Genomic DNA, 15,529 nt, shown 5'->3' on the forward strand with positions numbered 1-15,529 from the left:
TGCCCCACCTCTGAGCGAAAGATTCGCTGCCAGCGAATAATTCGCTGCGAGCTGGGCAACGACTCAGTGGTGCCCCCATGGGGCCGTGTTACGGCTGGGGCTCAGGCCGCTCGCAGCGCCGACGGGATCAACGGCTCGTCGAGCAGCGTGCCGAACCGCCGGGCCAGGCTGACGTCGTCGGGCCTGGCGTCCAGCCAGCCTCGCAGCAACCGGTAACCCTCGACGTAGGTGCTGGTGTAGGCGCGCCACAGCGGCGACGACAGGAACCGCAGCATCTGGCGGGCCCTCTGGTCGTTGACCAGCAGCCACCGCTTGAGGAAGGCGACGACGTCGTCGACGTCGCAGTGCTCGTCGTGCAGCATCAGCGCCGCGTCCTGGCGCACCTCGGCGAGCGCGGCGCTCGCCTCCGACACCGCCTGCGCGCGCTCGCCGTCGAACCTCAGCCCCAGATCGGCGTAGATCTCGGCTGCCCAAGCGCCCCAGTCTGGACCGATCGCCGCGTACAGCGCGAGATCGGCCAGGCCCTCGGCCATCAGGCACTGCGGGGTGTTGACCAGGAAGATGGTCTGCTCCGCCTGTCCCCTGCCCTCGACCAAACCGAATTCCTTGCGGCAGTGCTCGGTGTGGTGACCCGGATACGACTCGTGCGCGACCAGCCGTGGCAGGTTCGACATCTGCTGCTTGAGGTCGGCATTGACCGCCACCGTCGACTTGTAATCCCCGTGGTAGTAGTTGAAGCCCGACCACGGCTTGTCGGTGACGACCTCGTAGGTGATGGTCTCCGCGTCCGGCAGTGGATACTCGGCCCGCACCCGGTCGCGCAGCGCGCTGGAGAACGCGTGGATGCACTCTTCGAGGCGAGTGGGCGGGATCTCCTCGGCCGCGCGGTAGGCCTGCATCCGGTCGGCGAGCGGACCTGACCCGTCCAGCACCTCGTCGAACTGCCGATGGGCTTGTCGGTACCGCTCCGGGTCGCCCTTGCCGATGTGCACGTCGAAATAGGCCTCGACCTCTTCGACGAAGCCGACCTGCTCGCCGGCGAACTTGCGGCCCGCGCACGCCAGGGCCCGCAGGTGGGCCCCGATGAAGTCCTTACGCGCCCGCTCCAGCCCCTCGACCGAGGCCAATTCCCCCATCAGCCGCTCGGCCTGCCTGGCCAGGTCCGACGGATCGGGCTGCGGTTCGGCGGCGACCGCATGGCGCAGCGCGGGGTCGCCGGTGAACGCGTCGACGTAGCCTTCCTCCAATCGGTCGAAGCGCAGACCGAGCAGCAGATACTCGCGGACGATCGAAACCGAGGTGCTGGCGTCCATGATCTCAACCGTAAATGCAAGACTGGGCGCATGGCGCGGCTGAGCGAACCCAGCCCATATGTTGAGTTCGACCGGAGTCAATGGCGGAACCTGCGTATGTCGACGCCGCTGAAGCTCACCGAGGACGAGCTGAAGAGGCTGCGCGGTATCGGCGAGAAGATCGACCTGTTGGAAGTCGAAGAGGTCTATCTGCCGCTGGCCCGGCTGATCCACCTTCAGGTGGCCGCGCGCCAGCGGTTGTTCGCGACGACCGCGGAGTTCCTGGGCGGTGACTCAGACGGCGAGTCTCAGCCGAACCGCCCGGTGCCGTTCGTGATCGGCGTCGCGGGCAGTGTCGCGGTCGGCAAGTCGACGACGGCCCGTGTGCTGCAGGCACTTCTGGCACGCTGGGAGCACCACCCACGTGTCGACCTGGTGACCACCGACGGGTTCCTCTACCCCAATGCCGAATTGGTGCGTCGGAACTTGATGGGTCGCAAGGGTTTTCCTGAGAGCTACGACCGGCGTGCGCTGATGCGGTTCGTCACGACGGTCAAGTCCGGCGCGGAATACGCGTGCGCGCCGGTGTACTCGCATCTGATCTACGACATCGTGCCCGGAGAGAAGCAGATCGTCCGCCACCCGGACATCCTTATCCTCGAGGGCCTCAACGTGCTGCAGACCGGGCCGACGTTGATGGTGTCCGACCTGTTCGACTTCTCGGTCTACGTCGACGCCCGCATCGACGACATCGAACAGTGGTACATCGATCGGTTCCTCGGCTTGCGCACGACGGCGTTCGCCGACCCGGCCTCACACTTTCACCACTACGCCACGCTCACCGACGAGCAGGCCGTGTTCGCCGCCCGCGACATCTGGCACTCGATCAACCGGCCCAACCTGATCGAGAACATCCTGCCGACTCGGCCGCGGGCGACGTTGGTCTTGCGCAAGGACGCCGACCACTCGATCAATCGGCTGCGCCTGCGCAAGCTGTAGCGGCTACCGGTTGATCCGGCGCCAGCCCTGGTACTGCAGTTCGGCGAACGCCAGCGTGTACACCCCGGTGGCGAGCGTCAGCACCACGCCAATGGTGGTGAGCGGGAAGACATTCGAGATCACGAGCACTACCGCTGCTACGGCATAGAGGACGTTGGCGACGATCACCGCCATGCCCGCCGTCTTCAGCGACGGCAGCGCCGCCAGACCCAGGACCACCATCCCGTAGGCGATGAAGAACGCCGCCATTCCGTACTCGAAGCCGATCGTGGTGCCCGACGTGTCGGCCAGCCAGCCCGCGAGTGGAAGGGCAGCGACACCGGCCAGACCGGTGAGGATCGCGTCGGCGCGCATGGCGAAGCGCAGCAGAGCGTCCGTCGACTCGTTCAGCCGGACCGAGAGTGCGGTCATGAGGGGATTCCTTTCTTGTGGGGGTGGGAACCGTTCCGGAGCCGACGCCGCAACCTCTGACGACGGCGGCTCCGGACCGGTCATGAAGGGGCCGCGTCGAGGCGACGGACCCCGAGGTACTGGGCGTAGGCGAATGCGAGCGTCACGGCGGTGAACGCGATCGTGGCGGCGACGCCGGTTTCGGTCAGCGGCAGCACGCCGGTCACCAGCACCGCGGCCACGACAACCGCGAAGACGATGTTGCCGACCAGGACGCCGAGGCCGACCCGGCGGATATCGGGCGCCCCGGCCGCCAGAAACAACGCGGCGCCGTAGCCGACGAGCGCGGCGCCGCCGATCCACTCGCTGGTGGCGGACAGACCGCTGACTCGAGACAGCGGGTCGGCGGCCATTGCGATGACCAAGCCCAGACCCCCGCACAGCGTCGCGTCGGCGCGCAGCGCCACGCGTAGTAGCGAGTCGGTCGGGCCCGGGTCATCGAGGCCGGGGCGGGTGGTCGCGGTGGTCATGTCACCGACAGTGCTCAGATGCTGCTGCCAGATCGACGCAGAACGCTGCCAGCTCCTGCCAACCGCAGGTCACGACGATGCGGGCGAGGAACGAGCCCGTTGAGGAGTGACCTAAATCGAATTGGTCACGACGATGCGGGCGAGGAACGAGCCCGTTGAGGAGTGACCTAAATCGAATTGGTCACGACGATGCTTAAGCGGTTGTTTCCACGCAGCTGCTGCGTGTGATCAACCGCTTAGCGCCCCACGAAACTCCGCGTCAGTCTTTAGCGGCCACGAGGTTGCCGCGTAGATCTGCGGCGATCAGCCGCGCGGCGGCGTTCTGCCAGTTGTGCAGCGACCGCTGCGGCACCTCGGTGACGAACCACTGCCAGGCCTGGCGGGCCACGGGATCCAGTCCGGCCGCGGTCGCGTTCTGCGCGTAGGCACGCACCCCGACGACATACGGGAAGTACAGCGAGTTGTAGTGCCGCCACTCCTCGGTGGTACCGAACTCGCCGCCGTCGCGCGGTTTGAGCCGGGCGATGCGCTCGGCCAGCAGCGCCTTGAGCTCGGTCGCCCGCTCCAGTGGCTGGTCGGGGGCACCGCGGGAGGCCAACCGTTCGTCGATGATCGGCAACCGGGTCAGCGGGCTGGCGATCAGCTTGGACAGATCGCCGTAGTGTCCGAGCGCGCGGCGGGTCAAGCGGGCGAACGTCTGCTCGTCGACGCCGTCGAGCGGGTTGTCCTTGCGCAGCGGCAGCGCCGCCTCGGTACTGCGCAGTGCCGCGCGGTCGGCACGCAGCGCGGGCGAGCGGGAGAACGCCAACCGGTCGAGGGCGCCGGCCAACGGGTCGGCGAGCACATTGATCGCGATCGCGATCGCCAGGCTGGTGAACAGCAGCACGGTCAGCGCGGTGTCATGGCCGGTGACCGCCAGACCGATCAACGCCTGGCCACCGAACAGCACCGCCACCACCGTCGTCGCCGCGAAGGAGCGCAGCATGTCGGCGCGCAACGCCTGCCCCTCGTCGAACGCGTCGCCGATCGCGACCGCGACACCGAGCAGCGCGACGTCGAACCCCGTCGATGCGAGTGCCAGCCAGCTCGGAACCAGCCCCAGCGGGATGATCAGGATCGCGTTGCCCAGCGCGAAGAACAACGTCGCGACCACCACGAAGCCGACGACCGGGCCCGGTTGCGAACGGCGCAGCACCGCGTACACCATGGCGCCCAGCGACGACAGCGAGACCGCGGCGAACATCACCCAATGACCCAGGCGCAGCGGACCGTCGACGTTGCCGGCCATCGCGGCGCCGACGAATGCGGTCGCGGCCACCGCGGCGACCAGCCCGAGCTCGCCCGCACGGCTGCGCCAGGTGTCACGCGGCCGGGAGAGCTCGAGCAGCACGGCGAACCACGCGATGCCCGGCACGGCGACGAGGTAGACCTCGATGCGACTGAGCACGTCGGCGCCGCTGATGATCCGCACGGCGTCCAGCGCGACCACCGCCGCGAAGCTCGTCAATCCGATCGCGGCCAGCACCAGCACAGGCTTACGCGGATCGCGGGCCAGCAGGTACAGCCCCAGCCACCAGCTGAGCGCGAAGACCGTCGCCGACAGCGCAGCCATCACTTCAGTGTCCCATCACATGCGGCGTCCCATCACATGCGGCGTCCCATCACATACGGCGTCCATCACATACGGCGTCCCATCACATTCCGTACCGGCGATGGCGCACGGTGTAGTCGCGCAGCGCGCGCAGGAAGTCGACCCGCCGGAACGCGGGCCAGTAGGCGTCGGTGAACCACATCTCCGAATACGCGCTCTGCCACAGCAGGAAGCCCGACAGCCGCTGCTCCCCTGAGGTGCGGATGACCAGATCGGGGTCCGGTTGCCCGGAGGTGTAGAGATTCTCCGAGATCGCGTCGATGGTGACGGCCTCGATCAGCTGTTCCCCCGTGTTGCCGTTGGCCAGCTCCTTGCTCAGCAGTTGACGGACCGCGTCGACGATTTCCTGACGGCCGCCGTAGCCCACCGCGAGATTGACGTGAAACGAGCCCGGGTCCGCGTCGGTCGACCCGACGGCGTCACGCAGCCGGCGCGCGGGTTCTTCGCCGATCAGCTCAAGGTCGCCGACCGTTCGCACACTCCAGCGATTCACGGGAGCGCAGATCTCCTCGACGACGTCGGTGATGATCTCGATCAACGGGGACAGCTCGTCGGGGGCACGCTGCAGGTTCTCGGTGGACAACAGGTACACCGTGGCCATCTCGATGCCGGTTTCCTGACACCAGCGCAGCATGTCGGCGATCTTCCTCGCGCCCATCCGGTAGCCGACGCTGACGTCGTCGTGGCCAAGGTCACGCGCCCACCGACGGTTACCGTCGCACAAAACGGCAATATGGCGCGGCAGTTGGGATTTGGACCTTGCCAGCTCCTGGCGCAGCCGCATCTCGTACAGCCGATAGGCCGGCTCTTTGAGGCGCGGGGGAATGAGCTCCACGAAGATCCAGACTACTGTGAGGTTCGAAAACCCCCATGGCATTAGTGGAGGTGACATGACCCGATCCATCGACAGCACCGATTCTGAGAAGTCCCGCGATCCCCAGACCACCGCGGAGGACTTCCCGGAAGCCGTTGTCGACGGTGTCGCCAATTTCATCGGCAAGCCACGCGCGCGGGGGTGGATTCACGTCTACGCGGCGGGGATCGCCGCCATCTGCGGCGCGGCGCTGGTGTCGGTGTCGTGGTCGGTGCAGTCCACGCGCGCGGGCGTCGCGACACTGATCTACACGTTCACCATCGTGGCGATGTTCGCCGTCAGCGGCGCGTACCACCGGGTCAACTGGAAGTCCGCCACCGCACGCAAGTGGATGAAGCGCCTCGACCACTCGATGATCTTCGTGTTCATCGCCGGCAGCTATACGCCGTTCGCCCTGCTCGCGTTGCCGCAGACCGACGGCATGGTGTTGTTCTGGATCGTATGGGGCGGTGCGATCGCCGGCGTGCTGCTCAAGTGCTTCTGGCCGTCGGCGCCGCGGTGGGTGGGCGTGCCGCTCTACATTCTGCTCGGCTGGGTTGCGGCGTGGTTCGTCGGGCCGATCACGCACGGCGCGGGTGTGGCCGCGCTGGTGCTGCTAATCGTCGGCGGCGCGCTCTACAGCATCGGCGGCGTGCTCTATGCGCTCAAGTGGCCCAATCCGTGGCCGACGGTCTTCGGCCACCACGAGTTCTTCCACGCATGCACCGCGGTGGCGGCGATCTGCCACTACATCGCGATGTGGTTCGCCGTCTTCTAGTCCCCCATGCCGCGAGCGACCGTGTTTGTGCGCGACACGCCGCCGAATAGCGACATTCTGCGGTCGCTCACGCTAGAGAGACGTGACGTTCTCGGGCGTCCAGTAGGCCTTCATGGACGCGATCTTGCCCTCCTCGTTGAACGTCATCACGCTGATGATCTCGATGCGCATCTTGTTGTCGCCGAGGTCGATCGTCAGCGCCCAGAAGAACGCCACCTCGTTGCCCAGTGCCCGCAGCGTGACGACGTCGGCCTGGGCGCCGGTCGTGGGCAGCGCGTCGTAGAACCCGCGGATCGCCTTGCGGCCGATGTGCACCTCGCCGCCGACCGGATCCTCGACGGTGGCGTCGTCGGCGTAGAGCTCAACGACGTCGTCGGCCTTACCCCGGGAGGCGAGTTCGAGGTAGCGGGCGACAGTCTTGGCGTTGTCTTCGGGGGTCGGCATGCGCCGAACGCTACACGGACGTTCCTAGGGCAGCAGCGAGTTCCGGCGCCGTGGTGACCGGCAGGTCGCACGTCCTGCCGCGGCACACGTAGGCGGCGTCGTCACCGCCTACCCGGTCGCGACCGACCAGCAGCTCCGACGAGTTCACCGCGCCGCCCACGACGATCGCTCCGCCCGGCGCGAGCCGCCGCGCGGCCGACAGCAATTCCGAACGGGCGGGGTCGCACGCCACCGCGATCTGGATCGGTCCGCGCACGGCCGCCTCCGCCACGGCGAGCCAGTGCCCGCCCGAGCGGGGCAGCCGGGTCAGGATCGGCGTGGCCGCCGCCAGCGTGGCGTCGGCCGCCGCGGCATAGCGTTCGGCTCGTTCGGCCGGGGCGAGATGCGCGGCGGTGAGCAGCGCCTCGGCGATCAGCGACGCTCCCGAGGGCGTCGCCCCGTCGAGTGGATCGGCCGGCCGCACCATCAACGTCTCGGCGTCGTCGGCGGTGTCGAACCACCGGCCGGGCCGGTCCGGGTCGGCGAAGTGGTCGAGCGCGACGTCGAGCAGCGTCATCGCGGCCTCCAGCCAGTGCGGCTCACCGGTCATCTGGTGGACGGTCAGCAGGCCGGTGGCCAGCGCGCCGTGGTCTTCGAGGATTCCGGCGCTCTCGCCCACCGCACCGCCGAGGCTCGCCCGCCGCAGCCTGCCGGAGTGGGGGTACCTCCCGCTGCCGTCGATCATGTGCAGCTCCCACACGGCGCGCGCGCATCGCGTTGCGGCGTCGAGGAATTCAGGCCGGTCGAGCGCGACGGCGGCTTCGGCGAGCGCGGTGATCGCCAGCCCGTTCCATGCGGTGACGACCTTGTCGTCGCGAGCGGGTTGCGGCCGGGTGAGCCGGGCCGCCAGCAGCGCTGCCCGCACCCTGGCGAACCGTTCCCGGTCGTCGGGGTCGCGCGGCAACTGCAGCACTGACGCACCCCGCTCGAAGGTGCCGGCCTCGGTCACAGTGAAAAGCTCTGCGGCCCAACGACCGTCGTCGTCACCGAGGAACTCGCGCAGCTGCGCATGGGTGAAGACGTACGTCATGCCTTCCACCCCGTCCGCGTCGGCGTCCAGCGACGAGGTGAACATGCCGTCGGCGCCGAGTTCGTCGATGATGAATCGTGCTGTTTCGGCTGTGACCTTGTGCGCCAAAGGGTTTGCGGTACGCCGCGCCCAGTGGGCATACGCCCGCAACAGCAGCGCGTTGTCGTACAACATCTTCTCGAAGTGCGGAACCACCCACGCCGCGTCGACGCTGTAACGGGCGAAGCCCCCCGCCAACTGGTCGTAGATACCGCCGCGGGCCATCGCCGTGCAGGTCCGCTCGACGGTCTCCAGCGGCATGACCTCGCCGGTGCGCTCGTGGTTGCGCAGCAGCGCTTCGAGCAATGCCGACGGCGGAAACTTGGGCGCGCCAGCAGGATTGGCGGCGAATCCACCGCGGGCGACGTCCTCGTCCTGGAGCACCGCGGCAACAGCGTGGTCGCACAGCGCCGGTTGTAACGGCGGTCCCCCACCTGGCAGACCGGAAGCCATCGACCGCAGTTCCGCTGTGATCTTCTCGGACGCCTCCTCGACCTCGCCGCGGCGGTTTCGCCAGGTGTCGGTGATCGCGGCCAGCAGCTGCAGGAAGGTGGGTTTCGGGTAGTACGTGCCGCAGAAGAACGGCCTGCCGTCCGGGGTGAGGAAGCAGGTCATCGGCCAGCCGCCTTGACCCGTCAGCGCGACCGTCGCGTTCATGTACACCGCATCGAGGTCGGGCCGCTCCTCGCGGTCGACCTTGATGCAGACGAACCCGTCGTTCATCACGGCGGCGACCTCGTCGTCGTCGAACGACTCATGGGCCATGACATGGCACCAGTGGCAGGCCGCGTAGCCGATCGACAGCAGGATCGGTACGTCACGGTCGGCCGCCTCGGCCAGCGCCTCCGGCGTCCATTCGCGCCAGTGCACCGGGTTGCCGGCGTGCTGCCGCAGATACGGGCTGGTGGCCCGCGAGAGCGTGTTAGCCCCCGGGCTCACGATTCGTCCCGTCGGGCGGCGCGTCGGACTCGATCGGCGCCTGGGATGGGCCTGGCGGCGCGTCGGTCTGCTCCGGTTCCGAATCCTGCGGGTCGAATGACTTGGGCACCTTCCGCAGCTGCCGGTTCATCGACCGGACCAGCAGAAACGTGCCGATCAGGAGCAGCACGACGACCAGCAGGCCGAGCGGGCTGGCCTTGCCGAAGTTCGGGCCGGTGTCCCTCGGCGGGTCCTGGGCCAGAAGGTCGAGGGCGAGCAGAAGGTTCATCGGCCCTCGATCCCCGCGAAGAGGTCGTCCTCCGGAAGCGTCACCGGCACACGCGATCGGGCCAACTCGAACTCCTCGGTGGGCCACAGCCGTTGCTGCCACTCGATCGGCGCACGGAAGAAGTCTCCGTTGGGATCGATCTGGGTGGCGTGCGCACGCAGCGCGTCGTCGCGCAGGGCGAAGTACTTCGCGCACTCGACGCGGGTGGTCACCCGCTTGGCGAAGACGTCGTGGTCGGGATCCCAGTGCTTGAGCCACTTCTCGAACGGGCCGACCTCGCCGTGCTTGGCGAACTCGTCCTGCAGCAGCTGCATTCGTTGCCGCAGGAAGCCGTGCGTGTAGTACAGCTTCTGGACATCCCACGGCTCGCCGGCGTCGGGAAACAGGCGGTAGTCACCGGCTGCCTCGTAGGCAGCCGTCGACACCTGGTGGCACCTGATGTGGTCCGGATGCGGATAGCCACCGTTCTCGTCGTAGGTGGTCATCACGTGGGGCCGGAACTCGCGCACGACGCGCACCAGGGCCTCGACCGGTTGCTCGAGTGGCACCACGCCGAGGCAACCCTCGGGCAGCGGCGGAGGCGGGTCACCCTCGGGCAGGCCGGAATCGACGAAGCCGAGCCAGTGGTGCTCGACGCCGAGGATCTCGGCGGCCTTGGCCATCTCGTCACGGCGGATCTCGGCCATCCGGCCGTGCACCTCGGGCAGGTCCATGGCCGGGTTGAGGATGTCGCCGCGCTCGCCACCGGTGATGGTCACGACGAGCACGCGGACACCCTCGTCCACGTATCGAGCCATCGTGGCGGCACCCTTGCTGGACTCGTCGTCCGGGTGGGCGTGCACCGCCATCAACCGCAGTTCGCTCAACCTGCTCTGCCTCACTCTCGCGACCATCGCGATTCGTCGTCTCCGGCGATATCAACCCACGGAGTCGTCTTGGTAGTCCCTATAGTTCCAGTTCTGTAGATCCATCCGACGGAGAGCCTAGAAAACCAGATGATCGACCGCCCCGCCGCACGCTATGGCCGCCGGCGGCTCTCCGGTGGCCGCCGCCGTTGGCTCGCCGTCGCGTTCACCCTGCTTGCGCTGGCGGTGGGGGTGACGGTCGCCGTGGTGGCGTTCGGGCGCTTCGAGAGCGAGCCGGTGACGGGCGAACTGGGCGCCTACGAACTGGTCGACGACGAAACGGTGTCGGTGACGATCAGCGTCACCCGCCGAGACCCGTCCCAACCGGCCGTCTGCATCGTGCGGGCACGCTCCGTCGGCGGCGCCGAGACGGGCCGCCGTGAGGTGCTGGTCCCCCCGTCGACGCAACAAACGGTGCAAGTGACCGCAGTCGTCAAAGCGACCCGCCCGCCGGTGAGCGGAGATATCTACGGATGTGGAATCGACGTGCCGTCGTATCTGGTGACTCCTTGAATCACACTGATTCGTCGGTCGGGCAAACGCCGAACTGCGAATTCGTGAAAATCGGTTGCCCCTTCGGTGCTACCATGGTCCGGTACACGGTTCCTGATGGAGCCGTGTATTGCTGCATTTGGTGCTGTGATCGAGCACGCTGACCGCGGCAATACACGTCAAGCCCCGGCGCCGTACCACGAAACGTCTTACGCGAGAAGAGCGCGAGAACACCGCGAGACCCAGATAGACAGGAGCGCGACGACATGACCGATACGCAGGTCACCTGGCTCACCCAGGAGGCATTCGACCGGTTGAAGGCGGAGCTCGACCAGCTGATCGCCAACCGGCCCGTCATCGCCGCCGAGATCAACGACCGCCGCGAAGAGGGCGACCTGCGCGAGAACGGCGGATACCACGCCGCTCGCGAGGAGCAGGGTCAGCAGGAGGCCCGGATCCGTCAGCTGCAGGAGCTGCTCAACACCGCCAAGGTCGGCGAGGCGCCCAAGCAGTCCGGCGTCGCGCTCCCCGGTTCGGTGGTCAAGGTGCAGTACGGCGACGACGAGAGCGACACCGAGACGTTCCTGATCGCGACCCGACAGGAAGGCATCAGCGACGGCAAGCTCGAGGTGTACTCGCCGCAGTCGCCGCTGGGCGAGGCGCTCATCGACGCGAAGGTCGGCGAGGTGCGCACTTACACGGTGCCCAGCGGCAGCACGGTCAAGGTGAAGCTGCTCGAGGCCGAGCCGTACCACGCCTGACGGCAACGCCTGCCGGAATTCGAGTCGCGTCGGGGTGCGGTTTAGCATCCGCTCATGGCGCAGATCGCCGAGGACCTGTTCCTGCTGCTGCTCGACAACGCGTCGGCGCAACCGGTCCTTGACCGTGTACGGCGGGAGCGGGTGCTGGCCGCCGCAGTTCTGCTCGATCTGGCCCTGGCCTGCCGGATCCGGCCCTCGGTCGATGGTGAGTCCGTCGAACCGGGCCGCCTGATCGCATTATCGGTAGCCGGCCCGACGGACCCGGTCGCGGAGCCCGGCGTTCCGGCTGTTGCAGCGCCGTCCGTTGCGGCCCAGGACAGCGGTCAAGCGGCTGGCCAAGCGCACCGAGGAGAACCTCGTCGGCCATCTGGAGCAAACGGGTCAGATCCGACGCCTTCCCTTGCCGGACAAGCGCTTCGGACACGAATTCGCCTGGCCGCTGCTCAACCGTAACCGGGTCGACCAGGCACGTTCTGCCATGTTGTCGGCGCTGTTCGACCGCAGACCGCCGGGCCCGACCACGGCGGCGATCATCTCGCTGCTGCACGCGGTCGACGGTCTGGGCGCACTGCTCAGCCTCAACGACAGGGGTTGGCGATGGGTGCACGCACGCGCCGGCGAGATCGCGCTGGGCAGCTGGGTCGACGAGTCACCGACCGCGCTACCCGAGATGAACCTGGCGGTCACCGCTTCGGCGCTGCGTCCGGCGCTGTGCTGACCGCTAGCTCAACGCCTGCTCGAGGTCGGCCAGCAGATCGGCGACGTCTTCGATACCGACGGACAGCCGCACCAGGTCGCCGGGGACCTCCAATTGGGAACCGGCGGTCGACGCGTGTGTCATCGCTCCGGGGTGCTCGATCAGCGACTCGACGCCACCCAACGACTCGGCGAGGATGAAAACCTCTGTGCGGGAACAGAACTTGCGCGCCGCGTCCGGTCCGCCGCGCAGTCGCACCGAGACCATGCCACCGAAGCCCGTCATCTGCCTGGCCGCGACCTCGTGGCACGGGTGTCCGGGCAGCCCCGGGTACAGCACGGTTTCGATCGCGGGATGTCCATCGAGGAACTCGGCGATGACGGCCGCGTTGTCGCTGTGCCGCTGCATGCGGATCACCAGGGTCTTCAGACCGCGCAGCGTCAGGTAGGCGTCGAACGGGCCGGGCACCGCGCCGGCGCCGTTCTGCAGGAATGCGAAAGCGGCGTCGAGTTCTTCGTCGTTGGTCAGCAGCGCGCCGCCCACCACATCGGAATGCCCGCCGATGTACTTGGTGGTGGAATGCAGAACGATGTCGGCACCAAGCAGCAGCGGTTGCTGCAGTGCGGGGGAGGCGAACGTGTTGTCCACCAACACTTTTACATTCGACGTCGCCGAGATCTGGGCGATAGCGGCGATGTCGGCGATCGACAGCAGGGGGTTGGTGGGAGTCTCCACCAGGATCATCCGGGTGTTCGGGGTGATCGCTGCGCGCACCGCGTCGAGGTCGGCGAGCGCGACGGCGGTGTAGTCGATGCCCCAGTTGGTGAACACCTTGTCGATCAGCCGGAACGTCCCGCCGTATGCGTCGTCGGGCATCACCACGTGATCGCCGGGCCGCAGAACCGCCCGCAACGCGCAGTCCGTGGCCGCCATGCCGGAAGAGAAGGCCCGGCCGTAAGCGGCCGCCTCCACCGCGGCGAGAGAAACCTCCAGCGCCCCGCGGGTGGGGTTGCCGGTTCTGGCGTATTCGTATCCCCCGCGAAGCCCGCCCACGCCGTCCTGCGCGAACGTCGAACTTGCGTAGATCGGCGCGTTGACGGCCCCGGTGGCCGGGTCGGGTCGGACGGCGTGGATGGCCTTCGTTGAAAGGCCGCGAGTGGAAAGGCCGTGGGTTTCGTTCTTCGACATCACCGCCCAGCCTAGCCACGACTGTGGTCGGCGCCGACCGGGTAGACATGTCCCATGACTTCTACGTCCCGCCTCGATGACATGCTCGAGTTGGATTCCCTGCTGTCACCCGAGGACATCGAGCTGCGCCAGACCGTGCGTCGGTTCGGCGAACAGCGGCTGCGACCGTTCATCGCCGACTGGTTCGAGACCGGCCAGGTACCGGTCCGCGAACTGGCTTCGGACTTCGGCAAGCTCGGGCTTCTGGGCATGCACCTGAAGGGTTACGGCTGCGGCGGCTCGTCAGCGACGGCCTACGGTCTGGTGTGCCAGGAACTGGAGGCCGTGGACAGCGGCCTGCGCAGCCTGGTCTCGGTGCAGGGCTCGTTGGCGATGTTCGCCATCCATCGCTGGGGCAGCGAGGAGCAGCGCGAACGTTGGCTGCCCGCGATGGCGGCCGGTGAGGCCATCGGGTGCTTCGGGCTGACCGAACCCGACTTCGGGTCCAATCCGGGCGGGATGCGCACGACCGCGAAACGGGACGGATCGGACTGGATCCTGCGCGGGTCGAAGATGTGGATCACCAACGGGTCGGTCGCCGATGTTGCGGTCGTGTGGGCCCAAACCGACGACGGTGTGGCGGGTTTCCTGGTGCCCGCGGGCACGGCGGGATTCTCGGCGACCGACATGACGCACAAGTTGTCGCTGCGGGCCTCGGTGACTTCGGAGTTGCACCTCGATGATGTCCGGTTACCCGCCGACGCGAAGCTGCCCGAGGCGCGCGGGTTGTCCGGGCCGCTCAGCTGTCTGTCGGAGGCGCGGTTCGGCATCGTGTTCGGCAGCGTGGGCGCCGCCAGGGACTGCCTGCAGGCCGCGCTGGACTACGTCGGCACGCGGGAGGTGTTCGACAAACCGCTGGCGGCCTACCAGCTGACTCAGGCCAAGATCGCCGACATGGCAGTCGAACTGGGCAAGGCTCAACTTCTCGCCCTTCACCTCGGCAAGCTCAAGGACGAGGGCAGAATCAAGCCCGAGCAGGTCAGTCTCGGGAAGCTGAACAATGTCCGGGAGGCCATCCAGATCGCCCGTCAGTGTCGAACCCTGTTGGGCGCCAACGGGATCACCCTGGAGTACCCGGTCATCCGCCACGCCAACAACCTTGAGTCGGTGCTGACGTACGAGGGCACCTCGGAGGTGCATCAATTGGTCATCGGAGAGGCGCTGACCGGTGTCAGCGCCTTCCGATGATCCGTTACTGCTGCGGAGTGCCCTGAGGTGGCGGACCGGGCGGCAAGGGTTGCGGGTTGAGCTCGGCGACCTGACCACCGCTGAGCTTGCGGTAGGCATACACCTCGATCAGCGCGACCAGCGGAAGTGCGACGAGCAGACCCACGCCGCAGAGCAGCGCCCCGACGAGCGTGACGGCGAAGACCGCCAGCAACGTCAGCAGCACCTGTCCGAAGTTGTTCTTCGCGATGTCGAAGCTGGTCTTGATCGCGTCGATCGGTGACAGGTTGCGGTCCAGCAGGGCGATGACAGTGAACATCGTGAAGATCATCACGATGAAACCGGGAATGACGCACAGCGCAAAGCCGATCGAGGTCAGGAGTCCGACGATCACGCCCGCGATGATGACTCCGCCGACGTTGCGCGGTTTGAAGAACGACCCGATGGTCACCGGTTGACCGTTGGCGACGTCCAACATGCCGTTGTAATAAGCGGATTGGATGATCGCGCCGACCACCAGCGAAACTATCGACCCGAGGATGGCGATCGCGAGACTGGCGGGATCGGAGACGTCGTACGAGAACAAGAATCCGTCGCTGTCGGACGTCGACTCCGAACTCGCCACAGCCGATAGCGTGGTGAATAGGACTTGTATCGCGGAGACGATGATCCCGTAGACCAGAGTCGGAACAATCAGTGCGGCCGCGTTGCCGGTGAACTTCCCCCACGCCCATGAGAACGCCTCACCGACGCTATACCTCTGAGGGCCAGGGTATCCCGGCCCGCCCTGCGGCGGATAGCCACCCGCGGGCGGTGGGTAACCGCCCGGCGCCGATGGCGGATAGCCGGCCCCTGGCGGCGGCGGTGGATACCCGCCCGGCGACGGAGGTGGCGGGTAACCCCCGGGCGGGGTGGGGCGGGGGGGGGGGGGGGGCGGGCCCGCGGCCGGGGGGGGGGCCCCGCCCCCCGGCCCCCGGGGGGTACCCCGCGCAGGGGCCGCCGCCCCGGGGGTAGGGTCCCGGCGGATA

The 15,529-nt window shown here is 67.6% G+C and carries 16 protein-coding genes and 1 pseudogene; 6 read left to right on the forward strand and 11 right to left on the reverse strand.

Going from position 1 to position 15,529, the window contains the following annotated elements; all coding sequences use genetic code 11:
* Nucleotides 1-101 precede the first annotated feature (101 nt).
* Nucleotides 102-1,313: a hypothetical protein gene (locus AU193_RS17240; RefSeq protein WP_064423570.1), complete on the reverse strand. Its 1,212-nt coding sequence runs from the start codon at nucleotides 1,311-1,313 to the stop codon at nucleotides 102-104.
* 30 nt (nucleotides 1,314-1,343) lie between these two features.
* On the opposite strand from AU193_RS17240, the gene coaA reads away from it, so the two are divergent.
* A complete protein-coding gene (coaA, locus tag AU193_RS17245) occupies nucleotides 1,344-2,291 on the forward strand; it encodes a type I pantothenate kinase (protein ID WP_064423571.1) in 948 nt (315 codons plus the stop codon).
* Nucleotides 2,292-2,294: 3 nt separating this feature from the next.
* On the opposite strand, the gene AU193_RS17250 is transcribed toward coaA, so the two are convergent.
* The 4 genes from AU193_RS17250 to AU193_RS17265 all read right to left on the reverse strand — a co-directional run bounded on the left by AU193_RS17250 (nucleotide 2,295) and on the right by AU193_RS17265 (nucleotide 5,697).
* A complete protein-coding gene (locus AU193_RS17250) occupies nucleotides 2,295-2,702 on the reverse strand; it encodes a hypothetical protein (protein ID WP_064423572.1) in 408 nt (135 codons plus the stop codon).
* A gap of 80 nt (nucleotides 2,703-2,782) precedes the next feature.
* Entirely contained in the window at nucleotides 2,783-3,211 is a 429-nt protein-coding gene (locus tag AU193_RS17255) for a hypothetical protein (protein ID WP_064423573.1), read from the reverse strand.
* A gap of 259 nt (nucleotides 3,212-3,470) precedes the next feature.
* Nucleotides 3,471-4,823 (reverse strand): hypothetical protein, encoded by a 1,353-nt coding sequence (locus AU193_RS17260; protein ID WP_064423574.1) that lies wholly within the window; start codon nucleotides 4,821-4,823, stop codon nucleotides 3,471-3,473.
* An 82-nt stretch (nucleotides 4,824-4,905) separates the two neighbouring features.
* On the reverse strand, nucleotides 4,906-5,697 hold the full coding sequence (locus AU193_RS17265; protein ID WP_064423575.1) for a (2Z,6E)-farnesyl diphosphate synthase: 792 nt from the start codon (nucleotides 5,695-5,697) through the stop codon (nucleotides 4,906-4,908).
* 55 nt (nucleotides 5,698-5,752) lie between these two features.
* Between AU193_RS17265 and AU193_RS17270 the strand changes: the two genes are divergently transcribed.
* Nucleotides 5,753-6,493: a hemolysin III family protein gene (locus AU193_RS17270; RefSeq protein WP_064423576.1), complete on the forward strand. Its 741-nt coding sequence runs from the start codon at nucleotides 5,753-5,755 to the stop codon at nucleotides 6,491-6,493.
* A 72-nt stretch (nucleotides 6,494-6,565) separates the two neighbouring features.
* Here the strand turns inward: AU193_RS17270 and AU193_RS17275 are convergent, their stop codons facing one another.
* From AU193_RS17275 to mca, 4 genes are read right to left on the reverse strand one after another with little or no spacing between them, the layout of a single operon-like run.
* Nucleotides 6,566-6,937, reverse strand: coding sequence for a nuclear transport factor 2 family protein (locus tag AU193_RS17275; protein ID WP_064423577.1), 372 nt, complete (start codon nucleotides 6,935-6,937; stop codon nucleotides 6,566-6,568).
* A gap of 10 nt (nucleotides 6,938-6,947) precedes the next feature.
* Nucleotides 6,948-8,984, reverse strand: a complete 2,037-nt coding sequence (locus tag AU193_RS17280) for a thioredoxin domain-containing protein (protein ID WP_064423578.1) — start codon at nucleotides 8,982-8,984, stop codon at nucleotides 6,948-6,950.
* Nucleotides 8,968-9,252: a hypothetical protein gene (locus AU193_RS17285; protein WP_064423579.1), complete on the reverse strand. Its 285-nt coding sequence runs from the start codon at nucleotides 9,250-9,252 to the stop codon at nucleotides 8,968-8,970. The genes AU193_RS17280 and AU193_RS17285 overlap by 17 nt, the downstream gene beginning before the upstream one ends.
* Nucleotides 9,249-10,118: a mycothiol conjugate amidase Mca gene (mca, locus tag AU193_RS17290; protein ID WP_064423618.1), complete on the reverse strand. Its 870-nt coding sequence runs from the start codon at nucleotides 10,116-10,118 to the stop codon at nucleotides 9,249-9,251. Before mca ends, AU193_RS17285 begins: the two co-directional genes overlap by 4 nt.
* Nucleotides 10,119-10,247: 129 nt before the next feature.
* Here mca and AU193_RS17295 point away from each other — a divergent pair, with 129 nt between their 5' ends.
* From AU193_RS17295 to AU193_RS17305, 3 genes and pseudogenes are all read left to right on the forward strand, one after another.
* Nucleotides 10,248-10,670, forward strand: a complete 423-nt coding sequence (locus tag AU193_RS17295; protein ID WP_064423580.1) for a DUF4307 domain-containing protein — start codon at nucleotides 10,248-10,250, stop codon at nucleotides 10,668-10,670.
* 245 nt (nucleotides 10,671-10,915) lie between these two features.
* On the forward strand, nucleotides 10,916-11,410 hold the full coding sequence (gene greA, locus AU193_RS17300; protein ID WP_064423581.1) for a transcription elongation factor GreA: 495 nt from the start codon (nucleotides 10,916-10,918) through the stop codon (nucleotides 11,408-11,410).
* Nucleotides 11,411-11,464: 54 nt separating this feature from the next.
* Nucleotides 11,465-12,128, forward strand: a pseudogene (locus AU193_RS17305) (GPP34 family phosphoprotein).
* Nucleotides 12,129-12,131: 3 nt separating this feature from the next.
* On the opposite strand, the gene AU193_RS17310 reads toward AU193_RS17305, so the two are convergent.
* Complete coding sequence (locus AU193_RS17310; RefSeq protein ID WP_064423582.1) at nucleotides 12,132-13,295, reverse strand: cystathionine gamma-synthase; 1,164 nt, start codon at nucleotides 13,293-13,295, stop codon at nucleotides 12,132-12,134.
* 54 nt (nucleotides 13,296-13,349) lie between these two features.
* Here AU193_RS17310 and AU193_RS17315 point away from each other — a divergent pair, with 54 nt between their 5' ends.
* Nucleotides 13,350-14,522, forward strand: coding sequence for an acyl-CoA dehydrogenase family protein (locus AU193_RS17315; protein WP_156425262.1), 1,173 nt, complete (start codon nucleotides 13,350-13,352; stop codon nucleotides 14,520-14,522).
* Nucleotides 14,523-14,526: 4 nt separating this feature from the next.
* Here the strand turns inward: AU193_RS17315 and AU193_RS23655 are convergent, their stop codons facing one another.
* On the reverse strand, nucleotides 14,527-15,126 hold the full coding sequence (locus tag AU193_RS23655; protein WP_156425263.1) for a hypothetical protein: 600 nt from the start codon (nucleotides 15,124-15,126) through the stop codon (nucleotides 14,527-14,529).
* Nucleotides 15,127-15,529 lie beyond the last annotated feature (403 nt).

This window comes from Mycobacterium sp. GA-1285 (assembly GCF_001499905.1).
Taxonomy (GTDB): domain Bacteria; phylum Actinomycetota; class Actinomycetes; order Mycobacteriales; family Mycobacteriaceae; genus Mycobacterium.

Coding starts and splice junctions, on each gene's coding strand:
- coaA (WP_064423571.1), top strand. CDS start 1,344: ATGGCGCGGCTGAGCGAACCCAGCCCATATGTTGAGTTCGACCGGAGT.
- AU193_RS17285 (WP_064423579.1), bottom strand. CDS start 9,252: ATGAACCTTCTGCTCGCCCTCGACCTTCTGGCCCAGGACCCGCCGAGG.
- AU193_RS17270 (WP_064423576.1), top strand. CDS start 5,753: ATGACCCGATCCATCGACAGCACCGATTCTGAGAAGTCCCGCGATCCC.
- AU193_RS17255 (WP_064423573.1), bottom strand. CDS start 3,211: ATGACCACCGCGACCACCCGCCCCGGCCTCGATGACCCGGGCCCGACC.
- AU193_RS17250 (WP_064423572.1), bottom strand. CDS start 2,702: ATGACCGCACTCTCGGTCCGGCTGAACGAGTCGACGGACGCTCTGCTG.
- AU193_RS17275 (WP_064423577.1), bottom strand. CDS start 6,937: ATGCCGACCCCCGAAGACAACGCCAAGACTGTCGCCCGCTACCTCGAA.
- AU193_RS17260 (WP_064423574.1), bottom strand. CDS start 4,823: ATGGCTGCGCTGTCGGCGACGGTCTTCGCGCTCAGCTGGTGGCTGGGG.
- AU193_RS17315 (WP_156425262.1), top strand. CDS start 13,350: ATGACTTCTACGTCCCGCCTCGATGACATGCTCGAGTTGGATTCCCTG.
- greA (WP_064423581.1), top strand. CDS start 10,916: ATGACCGATACGCAGGTCACCTGGCTCACCCAGGAGGCATTCGACCGG.
- AU193_RS17240 (WP_064423570.1), bottom strand. CDS start 1,313: ATGGACGCCAGCACCTCGGTTTCGATCGTCCGCGAGTATCTGCTGCTC.
- AU193_RS17310 (WP_064423582.1), bottom strand. CDS start 13,295: ATGTCGAAGAACGAAACCCACGGCCTTTCCACTCGCGGCCTTTCAACG.
- AU193_RS17295 (WP_064423580.1), top strand. CDS start 10,248: ATGATCGACCGCCCCGCCGCACGCTATGGCCGCCGGCGGCTCTCCGGT.